The organism is Oerskovia sp. NPDC057915, from assembly GCF_042887685.1.
GTDB lineage: Bacteria > Actinomycetota > Actinomycetes > Actinomycetales > Cellulomonadaceae > Oerskovia.
Map to the genome: position 1 here is coordinate 142,439 of NZ_JBHVOS010000005.1, position 15,099 is coordinate 157,537.

A 15,099-nucleotide genomic window follows, 5' to 3' on the forward strand; every position below is an offset into this window, starting at 1 on the left:
TCCGGGCGCGCTCAGTACCCGAAGACCTGCACCCAGGTGTTGCCCGCGCGCCCCAGCCCCATGGTCGTGAAGTCGCAGCCGAGGATGTTCGCGCGGTGCCCCTCGGACGCCATCCAGGCGTCGACCACGGCCTGGGCGGTCTTCTGCCCGGCGGCGATGTTCTCACCACCCGGTCGTGCGTAGCCCTGGGCGGTGATGCGGTCGCCGAACGTCCGACCGTCGAGGCTCGTGTGGCTGAAGTACCCCTGCGCGACCATGTCCTGCGCGTGCAGGGTCGCGGCGCGCCCGAGCTGGTCGTCGGCGCGCAGCGCGGGGCAGCCTGCGGCGGCGCGGTGCGTGTTGACGAGGGCGAGGGCGGCGGCCGTGTCACCCGCGGCGTCCCCCGTGCCCGACGACGTCGCTCCCCCCGCGCTCCCGGCTCCACCGGTCGTCGTGGTCGGGTCGGCGAGCAGCGCGGCCCGGGTCGCGGGGCCGGCGACGCCGTCGGGCTCGAGGCCGTTCGCGTCCTGGAACGTCCGCAGCGCGCTGTCGGTCCCGGCACCGAAGACGCCGTCGGCCGAGACGGTGGCCCCGTGCGCCTGGAGGCGCTCCTGGATCTCCTGGACCTCGGGCCCGGTCGCCCCCTGGCGGGGCGGTGCAGCGGGGGCTTCTGGAGCGGGCGGGGGCGACGGGACCGGGGCCTCGTCGGTGGGTTGCTCGGGTGACGGCGGGGCGTCGGTCGGCTGGTCGGCGGTGGTGCCCTCGGGCTGCTGCGCGGCACCCCCGCTGGTTCCGCCGCTCCCCGCCTCAGCGAGCAGCGGCTCGCGTCCGTCGGCGCTGCGGCCGGCACGGTCGTCCCCCCGGCCGAGCGCGGCGTCCCACCGGGCGCCGAGCGGTTCCAGACCGCGCCCCTCGCCGTTGAGCTCCTGGGTGGCCGGGACCACGAGCAGGCCGCCGACGAGCCCGAGGGTCACGACCGCGACCTGCGGCAGGGCACGAGGTCCGCGCGCTCTGCCGCTGACGCCGGTGACGCCGGTCGAGCGGGCGTGCCGGACGGCCTCCGCGCGGCGCCGACGACGCTGGGCCCGGGACGGCGAGGCGGCGGCCTGCTCGGCGAGCCGGCGCGCGGCACGGGTCTGCGGAAGGTGGTCGGGCATCGGGGACTCCGGCGGCACGAGCGACCTTCCGTCGGTGGGATGTGGGTTGATTGCCCAGTATGCCCCGACGGTGCGGGTGAAAACCAGACGCTCGGTAGGACCAGTTGAGCCCCGGCCTCCGCCGGGATTCGGTTCGTCGTCGACCCCGCGCGGCGTGAAGCGACGACCAGCCCCAGGTCGCACGGAGGCCCGGTCCCTTCCGGGACCGGGCCTCTCACGCACGGCGCGAGCGGCGCCGTCGGGCAGGAGGAGCCTCCCGCCGACGGCGCGCGCGTCACCGCTGGACGGTCAGCTCCAGGCCCTCGCCCTCGGTGAGCGAACGGTCGACGACGATCGTGTCGCCGTCCGCGACCTCGCCCGCGAGCAGCTTGCGCGCCAGGCGGTCGCCGATCTCGCGCTGCACCAGGCGGCGCAGCGGGCGCGCCCCGTACGCGGGGTCGAAGCCCTCGAGCGCGAGCCACTCGCGCGCGGCCGGCGTGACCTCGAGCGTGAGGCGACGGTCCGCGAGGCGCTCCGCCAGCCGCTCGACCGCGATGTCCACGATCCGCCCCAGCTCGTCGAGGTTCAGCGGGTCGAAGATGACGACGTCGTCGAGCCGGTTGACGAACTCCGGCTTGAAGCTCGACCGGACCGCCGACATGACGCCCTCACGCTTGGCCGTGTCGTCGAGCATGGGGTCCACGAGGTACTGCGAACCCAGGTTCGACGTCAGCACCAGGATGACGTTGCGGAAGTCGACCGTGCGGCCCTGACCGTCGGTCAACCGGCCGTCGTCGAGGACCTGCAGCAGGATGTCGAAGACCTCGGGGTGCGCCTTCTCGACCTCGTCGAGCAGCACGACCGAGTACGGCCTGCGCCGCACGGCCTCGGTGAGCTGGCCGCCCTCCTCGTAGCCGACGTACCCCGGAGGGGCACCGACCAGACGGGCGACGCTGTGCTTCTCCCCGTACTCCGACATGTCGATGCGGACCATGGCGCGCTCGTCGTCGAACAGGAAGTCCGCGAGCGCCTTCGCGAGCTCGGTCTTGCCGACGCCCGTGGGGCCGAGGAACAGGAACGAGCCCGTGGGGCGGTCGGGGTCGGCGACGCCCGCACGAGAACGTCGTACGGCGTCCGACACCGCGGCGACCGCGGCCTTCTGCCCGATCAGGCGCTTGCCGATCACGTCCTCCATGGCCAGGAGCTTCTCCGACTCGCCCTGGAGCATGCGGCCCGCGGGGATGCCGGTCCACGCGGACACGACCTCGGCGATCTCGTCCGCGCCGACCTTGTCGGCGATCATCGGCGCCTGCTGCGCCGTGGCGGACTCGTCGACGTCGATCGACGCCTCCTCCTGCTCGGCGGCCTGGAGCTGCTCCTGGAGCTGCGGGATCTCGCCGTACTGGATGCGGCCCGCGGTCTCGAGGTCGCCCTCGCGGATGGCCCGCTCGACCTGGACGCGCAGCTCGTCGAGCTTGGCGCGCAGGTCACCGACGCGGTTGTGGCCCGCCTTCTCGGCGTCCCAGCGTGCGGTCAGCGCGGACAGCTCCTCGCGACGGTCGGCGAGGTCGGCGCGCAGCTTCTCGAGGCGCTCGCGCGAGGCGGGGTCGTCGGACTCGGAGAGCACGACCTCCTCCATCTCCAGGCGCGTGACGGCACGCTGGAGCTCGTCGATCTCGATGGGCGAGGAGTCGAGCTCCATGCGCAGGCGCGACGCGGCCTCGTCGACCAGGTCGATCGCCTTGTCGGGGAGCTGGCGGCCCGTGATGTAGCGGTCGGACAGCGCAGCCGCGGCCACGAGCGCCGAGTCGGCGATCGTCACCTTGTGGTGCGCCTCGTAGCGCTCCTTGAGCCCGCGCAGGATCGCGACCGTGTCCTCGACCGAGGGCTCGCCCACGAAGACCTGCTGGAAGCGGCGCTCCAGGGCGGGGTCCTTCTCGATGTGCTCGCGGTACTCGTCGAGGGTCGTCGCGCCGACCAGGCGCAGCTCGCCGCGGGCGAGCATGGGCTTGAGCATGTTGCCCGCGTCCATGGCGCCCTCGCCGCCCGCGCCCGCACCGACGACCGTGTGGAGCTCGTCGATGAAGGTCACGACCTCGCCGTCGGAGGACTTGATCTCCTCCAGGACGGCCTTGAGGCGCTCCTCGAACTCGCCGCGGTACTTGGCGCCTGCGACCATGGCCGCGAGGTCGAGCGAGATGAGCTTCTTGCCCTTGAGCGAGTCGGGGACGTCGCCCGCGACGATGCGCTGGGCCAGTCCCTCGACGACGGCCGTCTTGCCGACGCCGGGCTCACCGATCAGGACCGGGTTGTTCTTGGTGCGGCGCGAGAGGACCTGCACGACGCGGCGGATCTCCGAGTCGCGCCCGATCACGGGGTCGAGCTTGCCCTCGGCGGCGGCGGCGGTGAGGTCCTGGCCGTACTGCTCGAGCGCCTTGTACGTGCCCTCGGGGTTGGGGCTCGTCACGCGGCCCGAGCCCCGGACGGCGGGCAGCGCGGAGCGCAGCGCGTCGGCGCTCGCCCCGGCGTCGCCGAGGATCTGCGCGGCGGGCGAGGAGCCCGCAGCGATGCCGATGAGCAGGTGCTCGGTCGAGACGTACTCGTCCCCCATGCCCTGGGCCTCCTTCGAGGCCAGGTCGAGCGCGGCAGAGGTGCCGCGCGAGGCGGTGGGCTGGGCGACGGCCGAGCCGCTCGCGGTGGGCAGCGCGACGAGCGCGGCGCGCACCTTCTGGCCGATGGCCTGCGCGTTCGCGCCCACGGCGTCGAGGAGCCCGACGGCGACGCCGCCCTCCTGCGTGAGCAGTGCGGCGAGGAGGTGGACGGGCTCGAGCTGGGGGTTGCCGGCGGCCGAGGCGGTCTGGATGGCCTCGCCGATGGCCTGCTGGGACATGGTGGTGAACTTGGTGTCCATGGGGTCTCCGGATACTTCAGGGTCTGGGTCTACCTGGAACAACAGGACCTGACTTGAGCCTATTCCACTCAACTCTGTCCGTCATGTCGGCGATGAGGCGTCCGAGCCGAGGACCGACCGATGACCGCCCCCTTCTCACCGCCACCGATCCACGGGATGCTGTGGGTGTGAAGACACGACGGCTCGAACCTCTCGCCACCATCGCACCGGACCACGCAGACCGCACCAGGGCGACGACCGTTCGTCCCGCCGGAGGTCTCCGATGAACTTCGCGCTCCTCCTCGTCGCCGCCGTCGTCCTCGTCGGCCTCGTCGTGATCGGCGTCGTCGCCTGGCTGCTCCTGCGTCCCAAGAAGGTGCCCGTGGCGCAGCCCTACGGCGCACCCGTCGCCGGGTACCCGGGGCAGGGCGGGTACCCGGGGCAGGGCGGGTACCCGGGGCAAGGCGGGTACCCGGGGCAGGGCGGGTACCCGGGGCAGCCCGGGCCGGGCGGCTACCCGGCCCAGGCCGCCCCGCCCGCCCAGCCCTACGGAGCACCCGGCGCACAGCAGCCTCCGTACCAGGCCTACCCCGCGCAGCCGCCGGCCCCTCCGCAGGCGACCGTGGACCCGTACGCCCCGCCGAGCGCGCTGCCCGCGCCTCCGGCACCTCCCGTACCCGCAGTGCCCGCGGCACCCGCCCAGACCTGGACCGCGCACGTCACCGAGCCCGGCACCGAGCCGTTCGACGACTCCGAGATGGACGAGTCGACCCGCCTGCGCGAGACCCCTCAGACCGCCCCGCCGGCGACGCCACCTGCTCCCCCGGTCCCCCCGACAGGCCTCACCCCGCCCGCCTGAGACCCACGGCCCGTCAGAGCGAGCGCGGCACGGAGCCCACGCTCGCTCTGACAGGCCCGCCCCGGCGGTGGACAATGGCGGGGCGCCGCGGCACCGCCCGAGTCCGCGCGCGAAGGGCAGCACCATGACGCACGGCTGGCAGCAGGACGTCCTCGGACCCGACTGGGTCGCCCGGACGCTCGACCTCCCGGGAGGCGACACCGCGACGCTCGTCCGCAAGGCGACGGGTCCCGTGACCGACGGCGCCGCACCGGACCCCGCGCGACCCACGACCCACGCGTCTCGCCCAGCCCCCGCCGACGGCGCGACGACCCCGGGCGGTGAGCGACGCCGTCGGGCCGTGCTGTACGTCCACGGCTTCGTCGACTACTTCTTCCAGACCCACCTCGGCGACGCCTTCGAGGAGCACGGCTACGCGTTCTACGCGATCGACCTGCGCGGGTACGGCCGCTCGCTCGCGCACTGGACCGAGGCCGGCAAGGACCCCAACATGGTCGACGACCTGAGCCTCTACGCCCAGGACCTCGACGCGGCGGCCGCCGTGATCCGGGCCGAGGGGCACGACGAGCTCGTCGTCGTCGGGCACTCGACAGGCGGCCTCGTCACGAGCCTGTGGGCCAACGCGCGCCCCGGCAAGGTGGCTGCGCTCGTCCTCAACAGCCCCTGGTTCGACCTCAACTCGTCCTGGTTCGACCGCGTGATCTCCACCCGGGTGATCGACGTCGTCGGACGGTTCGCCCCCCGGCTCGTGGTGGGCTCGCTCGACGACGCCTACGGGCAGGCCCTGCACACCGGGACCGGCGGCGAGTGGACCTACGAGCTCGGCTGGAAGCCGCACGAAGGCTTCCCCGTCCGGGCGGGCTGGCTGCGCGAGATCCGTCGCGGGCACGCGCAGGTCGCGCGCGGGCTGCACGTCCAGTGCCCCGTGCTCGTCCTGACCTCGACGCGGTCCGGGCCGAACAAGGGCTGGCACCCCGAGGTCGTGACGACCGACAGCGTGCTCGACGTCCAGCACATCAAGGACCGCGCGCCCGGGCTGGGCGACGACGTGACGCTCGTCGAGATCGAGGGCGGCGCGCACGACCTCGTGCTGTCCCCCGAGCCCGCCCGGACGGCGTTCCTCGACGAGGTCTTCGCGTGGCTCGACGAGCGGCTGCCCGCCTGATGCCGCAGGCCGCCGCCCCCGGCGTGCGGCCGTCGAGAACGAGGTCGCGGCCGTCCCGGGGGTCCGGGCGGCCTCAGGTCCGTTCTCGGCGGCTCGCCCCGTCCGACAGGACCAGGGACGGCTCGCTCGCCGGGGACACCGAGATGACCGCCCCCGCGATCACGGACGCCGCGGTCGCCCGACGTTCGAGCGCGTCGATGCGCTCGGCGACCACGTGCTCGTCGTCGTCCCCCACGAGGTCGACGCTCGCCACCAGGTAGAGCGACCGCGGACCCACGTACTCCAGACGCAGGTACGTGACCCGGTCGACCTCGGGGTCGGCGAGCAGCTCGCGCAGCGCGGCGTCCCGCGTCGCAGCCCCCGCCGGCTCGCCCACGAGGAAGCGCCGGTTGCGGTCGATGAGGATCCACGAGATGACCCCGAGGATCAGGCCGACCACGATCGAGCCGATCGCGTCGGGCACGGGCGACCCCGTCACCTGGTGCAGGAAGATGCCGACGAACGCCACGACGAGGCCCATGAGCGCAGCGGCGTCCTCCGCGAACACGGCCCGCAGCGTCGGGTCGGACGTGACCAGGACGTGCTGGAGCAGGTCGCGCTCGGCCTTCTTCGCCTCCTTGCGCGCCTGCCGGTTCGCCTGGAGGAACGAGACCCCCTCGAGGACGAACGCGACTCCGAGCACCGCGTACGCGATCCCGAAGTCGTCCGCGGGCTCCGGGTGGACGAGCTCCTGGATGCCGTGCGTGATCGAGACCCCCGCACCCACCGCGAACAGCCCGAGCGCCGCGAACATCGACCACACGTACGCCTCGCGCCCGAACCCCAGCGGGTGATCGTGGTCAGCAGGCTTGCGCGAGCGCTTGTTCGCGAGCAGGAGGAAGACCTCGTTGCCCGTGTCGGCCCACGAGTGCACGGCCTCGGCGACCATCGACGCCGAGCCCGTCAGCACCGCGGCGGCCGACTTCGCGACCGCGATCAGGAGGTTCGCGCCGAACGCGACGATCACCGTGAGCGCGCTCTCGGCGTGCTCCTCCGTCTTCACGACGCGAGGACTGTCGGCCACGGGTCGCGTGGGGGGCTGTGCGCTGGGCGGCGAGGTCATGTAGCGGGTCTACCACCGGACCTGCCGGGGCGCGCGGGGGCCCGTCACCGTCGGCGGGCACGTCGGGCACCCTCGGCGGGTGTCGGCGTCACCCTCGGCGGGCTGGGCCGTCACCCTCGGCGTCTGCCGCTCGGGTCGCCGCCTCGTCCTTCTCGCGGTCCGCCACGTCCTTCTCGCGGTCGGCCGCCTCCTGGTCCGCCGTGAGGTCGTCGAGCACGAGCAGGTCGGGGCGGACCTTCCCGGTCCGGTAGCCCGCACGACCGACCATGTGCGCCGCGACGGGCGAGGTCATGAGCTGGAAGATCACGACGAGCACGAGCATGCCCACGGCCGACCAGCTCCGCAGCCGCAGCCCGAGCGCGATGAGCACGAGGATCAGGCCCAGCACCTGCGGCTTGGTCGCGGCGTGCATGCGCGCGAGCAGGTCCGGGAACCGGACGACGCCCACACCGGCAGCGAACGCGAGGAACGCCCCGCACAGCAGGAAGATCGCGGCGAGCACGTCGGCCACCAGGGTCCAGCTCATGAACGTGCCTCCTCGGGTCCGGTCGAGCCGTCGACCTCGGGGGCCGCGGCGTCCTCGGCCTCGTGCAGCGCGTCGGGTTCGTGCTCTGCGCCGTGCTCGGGGTCGACGGCCTTGACCTGCTCGCCCTCCTCGGCTTCGAGGCGTTCGGCCTCCTCGGCCGCGATCTCCTCGCGGGTCTTGATGCGCCCTTCACCCTCGGGCTCGACCGACGCGAACCGGGCGATGGTCACGGACCCGACGAAGCCCACGAGCGAGAGCACGACGAGGATCGGGATGGTCTCGGTGCGCCGGGACCAGGCGGCCTCGAGCGCGATGGTGCCGACGAGCGTCGTCGTGAAGACGTCGAGAGCGATGGTGCGGTCGAGCATCGACGGGCCCTTCTCGGCCCGGACGACGGCGAGCGTCGCGGCCGAGGCGAGGAGCACGGCGCAGATCAGGACGACGACGATCATCGCTGCCCCTCCCCTCGGTCGGTACGTCGTTCGGTCCGGCGCGCCGCGTCGCCGGTGCCGTCGGCCGCCCCGCGCGTGCCCGACGGCGTCGCGCCCACCGGCTCGCCCGTCTCGCCCGCGTAGTGGTACAGCCCGGCGGACTTGAGCTCGTCGTTCGACGCGAAGGCGCGCAGCACACGGGCCTCGAGGTCGAGCGTGTCCTGGCGGACCTTGTCGGCGCCGCCCGCGGCGTCGAGGTCGAGCACGTGCAGGTAGAGCATCCCGGTGAGGCGGTGGGCCTCGATGACGAGCGAGCCGGGCACGAGCGAGCTGAGCTCGGCCGTGATCGTCATGTAGATGTCCGAGGGGTTGCGCAGGCGCACGCCGACCACGGCCCCGTGCGGGGTGTGGCGGAACCTGAAGGCCTGCATGCTCACCTGGAAGGACGCGACGACGAGGTCGGCGACGAACCGGGCGATCAGCACGACGAAGGACCAGGGGCGCACGGTGCCGCTCGTCGCGATCGACGGCAGCGGCATGAACGTGATGAGCAGGGCGGCGAGCAGGATGCCCGCGAGGACGTTGCCCCACGACAGGTCGCCCCACAGCATGACCCACACGACGGTGAGCCAGGCGACGGTGCGCCACTGGGCGACGAGGCGGTTGAGCCAGCCGCCCGCGAGCGGGCCCCTACGACGGTGCAGGCTCACGACCCACCACCTTCCTGCTCCTCCTCGACGAGGTCGTTCGAGACCCCCTGGCCTCGGCCGGTGTCGTCGGGGAAGACGGCGTCGACGTACGTCGACGGCTGCATGAGGTTACCGGCGGCGCGCTCGGCGTACGAGTACAGCGGCCCGGCGGCGAACGTGAGGGCCAGGCCGAAGGCGACGAGCGCCGTCGTGGGCCCGACCATTCCGCGCGGGGTCCCCGTCGACGGCAGCTCGACCGGGGCCGTCTGCCAGAACGCCTTGTTCCACGCCTTGACGATCGCGTAGAGCGTCAGCAGCGAGGTGACGACGCTGCCGACGACGAGCGCCCACGTGAGCGGCGTGCCCTGGGCGACGCCCTCCTGGAGCAGCCCGACCTTACCGAGGAAGCCCGACAGCGGCGGGATGCCCGCGAGGTTCATCGCCGGGATGAAGAACAGGATCGCGAGCCCCGGCGCGATCTTCGCGAGACCGCCGAGCTTGTCGAGCGACGTGGACCCGCCTCGTCGCTCGATGAGCCCGACCACGAGGAACAGCGTCGTCTGGACGGTGATGTGGTGCACGACGTAGAAGATCGACGCCGCCATCCCGGCCTCGGACGCCATCGAGATCCCGAAGATCATGTACCCGATGTGGCTGACCAGGGTGAACGACAGCAGACGTTTGATGTCGTTCTGCGCCACGGCGCCGAGGATCCCGATCACCATCGTCAGCAGCGCGAGCCACATGAGGACCGTGTCGAGGCGGTTGTCGGGGAACAGCAGCGTCTGGGTGCGGATGATCGCGTAGACGCCGACCTTGGTCAGCAACCCGGCGAACACGGCCGTGACGGGTGCGGGCGCCGTCGGGTAGGAGTCCGGGAGCCAGGCCGAGAGCGGGAAGATCGCCGCCTTGATCCCGAACGCGAGCAGCAGCAGGAGCTGGAGCGTCATGCGGACCCCGGGGTCCACGTCGGGCAGGCGTTCGGCGAGCTGGGCCAGGTTGACGGTGCCCGTCGCGGCGTAGGTGAGCGCGATCGCGACGAGGAAGATGACCGACGACAGCAGCGCGACGACGACGTAGATCGACCCCGCACGGATGCGTTCGCCCGTACCGCCGAGCGTCAGCAGGACGTACGACGCCGCGAGCAGGATCTCGAAGCCCACGTAGAGGTTGAACAGGTCGCCCGAGAGGAACGCGTTCGCGACCCCCGCCGCCAGGACCAGATAGGTCGGGTGGTAGATCGAGACGGGTGCCTTGTCGTGCCCGTCCGCGACGCCCTGCCCCAGCGAGTAGAGCAGGACGCAGAGCAGCACGAAGCTCGACACCGTGAGCATGAGCGCGGAGAGCCGGTCGGCGACGAGGTCGATACCGACGGGCGCCGCCCACTCCCCGACGTCGACCACGATGGGGCCGCTGTCGGCCCCGACGAGCAGACCGATGGACGCCGCCAGCACCAGGGACAGCGCGGCGACCGAGATGATGTGCTGGGCGCGCGGGTGGCGCCACAGCGCGAGCGCGAGGCCCGCCGCGAACAGCGGCAGGACCACGGGCAGCGGGACGAGGGTCGCGAAGCCGTAGGTGAGGTTCATCGGCCCTCACCTCCCCCGGTGCCGGGTGTGCCGGGTGTGCCGGACCTGCCCGACGGCGGGGCCTCCTTCTCGGCGCGGGTCCCGTCGCGGGCGTCGGTCTCGCCGTCGCCGTCGCCGTCGGTCTCGTCGTAGACCTCGGCGGCCTCGTCGTCCAGGGTGGCCCCGCTCTCCTCGGTGTCGCTGTCCTCGAACGCCGGTGCGTTGCGCGCGGCGTGGCGCGCGACCCGGCGGTCCTCGAGGTCGTCCTGGACCTCGTCGTGACCGTGCAGCTGCCAGGACCGGTAGGCCATGGCGAGCACGAAGGCCGTGAGGCCCAGGGTGATGACGATGGCGGTCAGCACCATCGCCTGGACGAGCGGGTCGCTCATCTGGTCGGGGGGCGTCGTCCCGATGAGGGGCGCACCCCCGGCGCGTCCTCCGGCGACGAGGAACATGAGGTTCGCGCCGTTGCCGATGAGGATGAAGCCGATCAGGACGCGCGTCAGGCTGCGCTCGAGGAGCAGGTAGACACCGGTCGCGAACAGCACGCCGATCGCGAGCACGAGGATCAGGCTCGGGGTCATGTCGATGCTGTCGGTCGTCCTGGCGACGTCCGCCGGGTCGACCTCCGCGGCCGGGAGGACGAGGGCGAGCAGGTTGCCGGTCGAGCTCATCGTCGCCCCCCTCCGATCTGGTCCGGTTCCATCGCTTCCATGGGTCCTGCGTCCTCGCGGGCCGAGGCTTCGGCCTGGCGGTCGATCTCGGCGCCGAGCGTGCGCAGGATGTCGAGCACGAGGCCCACGACGACGAGGAACACCCCGACGTCGAAGAAGAGCGACGTGACCAGGTGGACCGTCCCGATGAGCGGAAGGCTGATGTCGATGGCCGTGCTCAGAAGGACGCTCTTGCCCATGAACAGGCCGATCAGCCCGACCCCGACGGACAGGAACAGCCCCGTGCCGAGCAGCAGGCCCGGATGGACCGGTGCCGCCTCGCCGAGCTCGTACCGACCGCCCGCGAGGTATCTCACGATGAGCGCGATCCCGACGACGAGCCCGGCCGCGAACCCGCCACCCGGCGCGTTGTGCCCCGAGAACAGCAGGAAGATCGCGAACACGATCATCGAGTGGAAGAGCACGCGCGTGACGACCTCGAAGATGACCGAGCGGCGCTGCGGCGCGAGGGTGCGTCCGGCGCTGAGCCACACGAGCATGCGCGGCTGCTTGCCCGCGGCGGCCTCCTCCTCGACCCCCCGGCGGCGCAGGGCCGCGCCCGGGTCCTCCTCGTTGGCCCAGATCCCTGGCGAGGCGGCTCCCGACGACGTCGCGTTGCGCTCGCGGAGGATCTCGCCGCTGCGGGTGCGCAGGAACACGAGCGACGCGACCCCGGTCGCCGCGACGAGCAGCACCGAGATCTCGCCCATGGTGTCCCACGCGCGGATGTCGACGAGGGTCACGTTGACGATGTTCTTGCCGTAGCCGTGGATGTACGCCTCGGCCGGGAAGTCGAGCGAGATGGGGCTCGCGACGCGCGCGAGCGGGACCGTCAGGGCGAAGCCCATCATGACGACGCCGACCGCGACGCCCAGACCCAGGCGCACCCACCGCGACGCGACGAGCGGACGGTTGGAGAAGTAGGGAGGCAGGCGGCGCAGCACGAGCACCATGACGACGAGCGTGATGGTCTCGACGAGCACCTGGGTCAGCGCCAGGTCCGGGGCGCCGTGCAGCAGGAACAGCATGGCGTTGCCGTAGCCCGCGATCCCGACGAGGATCACGGCCTTGAGCCGGCGGCGCGAGCGGGCCGCGAGGATCGAGGCGACGCAGATGGCCGCGACGGCAGCGACCTGCGCGGGGCGGTCCCAGGCCTTGACCTGCTCGGGCCACTGCCCGCCGATGAACATCAGCAGACCGGGGCCGGCGACCAGGACGACGAGGATCGCGCCGAGGTAGAAGGGCAGCGAACCACGCTGGGTGACCGCGGTGACGTCGGCCGCGAGCTCGTCGAGACGCCGCATGATCCGGCGGTACGTGCGGTCGGCCTCGGGGCCCGTCCACAAGGAGGCCTGGAACCGCTCGACCGCGCTGCGCTGCCAGAACAGCACGGCGCCGACGCCGAGGATCAGCACCGTCAGACCCAGGGCAGGGGTGAAGCCCGCCCAGAGGACCAGGTGGCCCGGCTCGCCGACCGGGTACGTGTCGGCGTAGGGCGCGAGCAGGTCCTCGCCGAAGTGCGGCACGAGGGCCGTCGCGAGGCCGAGGAGGGCCAGCACCAGGGCGGGCCACACGAGGAGCGCCGGCTGCCGGTGGATGCGTGCGGGGTCGATCGGGGCGTCGTCGGGCAGGAACCCGGCCCCGCGCTGCGCGGGAGCGGACGCCGCTGCCGAGCCCTGCGCGGCCGCGTCCTTGGTCACGGCCTCGACCCGGACGTGCTCGTTGGCTCGTGCCACGGCCGCAGCGACGTGGCGCTTGGTCGCGAACGCTCCCCAGAAGAACCGCACGCCGTAGGCGACCGTGAACATCGAGCCGACGACGACGCCGACCAGCACGACGGTGTTCACCCAGGCCGGTCCCTCGCCGTGCAGGAGGGACTCGAGCGCGGCCTCCTTCGCGACGTAGCCCGCGAGCGGGGGCAGGCCGATCATGGACGCGGTCGCGAGCCCGCCTGCGAGCGCGGTCAGGGGCAGTGCTCGCCCGACGCCCGTCAGCCGGCGCAGGTCGCGGGTACCGGTCGCGGCGTCGACCACGCCGACCACCAGGAAGAGCGACGCCTTGAACATCGCGTGCGCCCCGATCATCGCGAGACCCGCGAGCGCGGCGGACCGCGTCCCGAGGCCCACGAGCAGGACGATCAGGCCCAGCTGGCTCACGGTGCCGAACGCCAGGACGAGCTTGAGGTCGTGCTGGCGCAGCGCGCGGTAGCCGCCCACGAGGAGCGTGCCGACGCCCAGGACGATGACGATCGTGCGCCAGACCGTGGTGTCGGAGTACGCGGGGGCGAAGCGCGCGACGAGGTAGACACCGGCCTTGACCATGGCGGCGGCGTGCAGATAGGCGCTGACCGGGGTCGGCGCCGCCATGGCCGCGGGAAGCCAGAAGTGCAGCGGGATGAGTGCGGCCTTGCTCGCCGCACCGGCCAGGAGGCAGACGATCGCCGCGGTCACGGCGCCGCCCGTGGGCGGGTCCGCGATGATCTCCGAGAGGCGGAACGTCCCGCCCTGGACCCCCAGGATCACGACGCCCACGAGCATCGCCAGGCCGCCCGCCGTCGTGACGACGATGGCCTGCATCGCGGCTCGCCGGCTCGCCTTGCGGTCCGCGTAGTGACCGATCAGCAGGTAGGAGAAGACGGTCGTGAGCTCCCAGAAGATGAACAGGAGCAGCATGTCGTCCGCCGTGACGAGGCCGACCATGGCCCCCGCGAAGGCCGTGAGCACGGCCCCGAACCGCCCGAGCCCGGACGCCGTGGGCGAGAAGTAGGCCGAGCAGTACACGAGGACCAGCGCACCGACACCGCCGACGAGCAGCAGCATGAGCCAGGACAGGGTGTCCATGCGGAAGGCGAGCTCGAGCCCCAGCCCGGGCACCCACTGGGTGACCTCGGTGGGGTGCACGCCGTCCATGACGCGTGTGGTCCAGCTGAGGGCGTAGACAGCGGCGGAGGCGGGCGCGAGGGCCATCACCAAGAACGCCTTGCGGCCCAGCACCGACACGAGTGCGGGCGCGCCGAGTGCCATTGCCAGATGCGCAACGAGCAGATAAAGCACGTCCGCTCCGTCCTGGTCGGGGGCGGGTGGGCGAGAGCATGGACCGCCGAGCCGTCAGGACCGCGCTCCCCCGCTCGACGGCGCGCGAGGAGAGACGGTCCCGAGACACACCGGGTCCGGTAGGTATTTTACCGTTCAATGAGCCCCTCAAGACCACGCGACGCCCCGTCGACCGGTGGGAGATGTCACAGGTTCAGCGGGAATGCACCGACGGGCCAGGGTTCGGCCACCGGGCGAACGCCCGGCGACCGACGCCCGACCACCGGGCCGGGCGACTAGGAAGAGGCCCCCACCCCGTCGACCTGCCCCGCCCGCCAGTCGTCGAGACCGCGGAGCGTCCCGTCCCCCAGGCGGCGGACCAGCACCTCGGTGTACCGGAGCTCGGCGAGGAGCAGCGCGAGCTCGTACTCCGTCTCGGCCGTGAACGGTGCCGGGACCGCCTCGACGCGGCGCTCCACGTCGTCCTCGAGACGGCGGACGGCGACCCGCAGCGCGACGAGACGGGTACGCAGGAGCGAGGCGGCGTCGTCGGGCGCGAGAACCTGCATGAAGCTCAGTGCCGCCAGGAACTGCGGGAACTCCTTGACGGGAGCCCCGAGGAGGCTGCGCATCCAGTCGTCGACCTCGTCGCGCCCGGCGTCCGTGAGGCGGTAGACCGTGCGCTGCGGGCGGTTGCCGTCCTGCTCCGTGCCCGCGGGCTCGATGAACCCGTCCCGTGCGAGCGCCGTGATGACCGAGTAGAGCGAGCCGTAGTTCAGCCTGACCGACTCGTCCTTGCGGCCGTCCTTGAGCACGCGCGCGATCTCGTAGGGGTGCATGGGCTTGTCGCCGAGCTGCGCGAGGACCGCGAGAGCCAGCGGGTTCCCGCGGCGCCGGGCCGTGGCTCCCCCGTTGCCCGCTGCACCCTGCGACATGCCCACCTCGCCCTGTTCATCCCGTTCCGACCGGACGGTCGAGCGTATGCGGGCAGCCATGAGAGCGCAACCAA

General features: G+C 72.6%; 12 protein-coding genes. 2 read left to right on the forward strand and 10 right to left on the reverse strand.

The window, feature by feature from the left end; genetic code table 11:
- Nucleotides 1-11: 11 nt before the first annotated feature.
- Together ACFVQ3_RS05240 and clpB are read right to left on the reverse strand one after the other, a co-directional pair.
- Nucleotides 12-1,136 carry a CAP domain-containing protein gene (locus tag ACFVQ3_RS05240; protein WP_387635948.1) on the reverse strand — a complete coding sequence of 375 codons (1,125 nt, stop codon included), beginning with the start codon at nucleotides 1,134-1,136 and terminating at the stop codon, nucleotides 12-14.
- 274 nt (nucleotides 1,137-1,410) lie between these two features.
- On the reverse strand, nucleotides 1,411-4,026 hold the full coding sequence (gene clpB / locus ACFVQ3_RS05245) for an ATP-dependent chaperone ClpB (RefSeq protein WP_387635951.1): 2,616 nt from the start codon (nucleotides 4,024-4,026) through the stop codon (nucleotides 1,411-1,413).
- 262 nt (nucleotides 4,027-4,288) lie between these two features.
- Between clpB and ACFVQ3_RS05250 the strand changes: the two genes are divergently transcribed.
- A complete protein-coding gene (locus tag ACFVQ3_RS05250) occupies nucleotides 4,289-4,864 on the forward strand; it encodes a hypothetical protein (RefSeq protein WP_387635954.1) in 576 nt (191 codons plus the stop codon).
- A 124-nt stretch (nucleotides 4,865-4,988) separates the two neighbouring features.
- Nucleotides 4,989-6,029, forward strand: a complete 1,041-nt coding sequence (locus tag ACFVQ3_RS05255) for an alpha/beta hydrolase (protein ID WP_387635956.1) — start codon at nucleotides 4,989-4,991, stop codon at nucleotides 6,027-6,029.
- 73 nt (nucleotides 6,030-6,102) lie between these two features.
- Here ACFVQ3_RS05255 and ACFVQ3_RS05260 read toward each other — a convergent pair whose 3' ends face one another.
- The 8 genes from ACFVQ3_RS05260 to ACFVQ3_RS05295 all read right to left on the reverse strand — a co-directional run bounded on the left by ACFVQ3_RS05260 (nucleotide 6,103) and on the right by ACFVQ3_RS05295 (nucleotide 15,025).
- On the reverse strand, nucleotides 6,103-7,131 hold the full coding sequence (locus ACFVQ3_RS05260) for a cation diffusion facilitator family transporter (RefSeq protein ID WP_387635959.1): 1,029 nt from the start codon (nucleotides 7,129-7,131) through the stop codon (nucleotides 6,103-6,105).
- An 88-nt stretch (nucleotides 7,132-7,219) separates the two neighbouring features.
- On the reverse strand, nucleotides 7,220-7,657 hold the full coding sequence (gene mnhG / locus ACFVQ3_RS05265; protein ID WP_387635962.1) for a monovalent cation/H(+) antiporter subunit G: 438 nt from the start codon (nucleotides 7,655-7,657) through the stop codon (nucleotides 7,220-7,222).
- Nucleotides 7,654-8,109: a monovalent cation/H+ antiporter complex subunit F gene (locus tag ACFVQ3_RS05270; protein WP_387635964.1), complete on the reverse strand. Its 456-nt coding sequence runs from the start codon at nucleotides 8,107-8,109 to the stop codon at nucleotides 7,654-7,656. The genes mnhG and ACFVQ3_RS05270 overlap by 4 nt, the downstream gene beginning before the upstream one ends.
- The gene (locus tag ACFVQ3_RS05275) at nucleotides 8,106-8,798 is read right to left on the reverse strand and encodes a Na+/H+ antiporter subunit E (protein WP_387635967.1); all 693 of its coding nucleotides are present in this window, start codon (nucleotides 8,796-8,798) and stop codon (nucleotides 8,106-8,108) included. Before ACFVQ3_RS05275 ends, ACFVQ3_RS05270 begins: the two co-directional genes overlap by 4 nt.
- Nucleotides 8,795-10,366 carry a Na+/H+ antiporter subunit D gene (locus tag ACFVQ3_RS05280; protein ID WP_387635970.1) on the reverse strand — a complete coding sequence of 524 codons (1,572 nt, stop codon included), beginning with the start codon at nucleotides 10,364-10,366 and terminating at the stop codon, nucleotides 8,795-8,797. Before ACFVQ3_RS05280 ends, ACFVQ3_RS05275 begins: the two co-directional genes overlap by 4 nt.
- Nucleotides 10,363-10,929 (reverse strand): Na(+)/H(+) antiporter subunit C, encoded by a 567-nt coding sequence (locus ACFVQ3_RS05285; RefSeq protein ID WP_387636080.1) that lies wholly within the window; start codon nucleotides 10,927-10,929, stop codon nucleotides 10,363-10,365. The genes ACFVQ3_RS05280 and ACFVQ3_RS05285 overlap by 4 nt, the downstream gene beginning before the upstream one ends.
- Nucleotides 10,930-11,015: 86 nt before the next feature.
- Nucleotides 11,016-14,081: a Na+/H+ antiporter subunit A gene (locus ACFVQ3_RS05290; protein WP_387635973.1), complete on the reverse strand. Its 3,066-nt coding sequence runs from the start codon at nucleotides 14,079-14,081 to the stop codon at nucleotides 11,016-11,018.
- A 305-nt stretch (nucleotides 14,082-14,386) separates the two neighbouring features.
- The gene (locus tag ACFVQ3_RS05295) at nucleotides 14,387-15,025 is read right to left on the reverse strand and encodes a PadR family transcriptional regulator (protein ID WP_387635976.1); all 639 of its coding nucleotides are present in this window, start codon (nucleotides 15,023-15,025) and stop codon (nucleotides 14,387-14,389) included.
- Between the last annotated feature and the right edge of the window lie 74 nt (nucleotides 15,026-15,099).

What these genes read in the sequence shown, in the direction of transcription:
- ACFVQ3_RS05240 (WP_387635948.1), bottom strand. Translation starts at nt 1,136, where the DNA reads ATGCCCGACCACCTTCCGCAGACCCGTGCCGCGCGCCGGCTCGCCGAG.
- clpB (WP_387635951.1), bottom strand. Translation starts at nt 4,026, where the DNA reads ATGGACACCAAGTTCACCACCATGTCCCAGCAGGCCATCGGCGAGGCC.
- ACFVQ3_RS05250 (WP_387635954.1), top strand. Translation starts at nt 4,289, where the DNA reads ATGAACTTCGCGCTCCTCCTCGTCGCCGCCGTCGTCCTCGTCGGCCTC.
- ACFVQ3_RS05255 (WP_387635956.1), top strand. Translation starts at nt 4,989, where the DNA reads ATGACGCACGGCTGGCAGCAGGACGTCCTCGGACCCGACTGGGTCGCC.
- ACFVQ3_RS05260 (WP_387635959.1), bottom strand. Translation starts at nt 7,131, where the DNA reads ATGACCTCGCCGCCCAGCGCACAGCCCCCCACGCGACCCGTGGCCGAC.
- mnhG (WP_387635962.1), bottom strand. Translation starts at nt 7,657, where the DNA reads ATGAGCTGGACCCTGGTGGCCGACGTGCTCGCCGCGATCTTCCTGCTG.
- ACFVQ3_RS05270 (WP_387635964.1), bottom strand. Translation starts at nt 8,109, where the DNA reads ATGATCGTCGTCGTCCTGATCTGCGCCGTGCTCCTCGCCTCGGCCGCG.
- ACFVQ3_RS05280 (WP_387635970.1), bottom strand. Translation starts at nt 10,366, where the DNA reads ATGAACCTCACCTACGGCTTCGCGACCCTCGTCCCGCTGCCCGTGGTC.
- ACFVQ3_RS05285 (WP_387636080.1), bottom strand. Translation starts at nt 10,929, where the DNA reads ATGACCCCGAGCCTGATCCTCGTGCTCGCGATCGGCGTGCTGTTCGCG.
- ACFVQ3_RS05290 (WP_387635973.1), bottom strand. Translation starts at nt 14,081, where the DNA reads ATGGCACTCGGCGCGCCCGCACTCGTGTCGGTGCTGGGCCGCAAGGCG.
- ACFVQ3_RS05295 (WP_387635976.1), bottom strand. Translation starts at nt 15,025, where the DNA reads ATGTCGCAGGGTGCAGCGGGCAACGGGGGAGCCACGGCCCGGCGCCGC.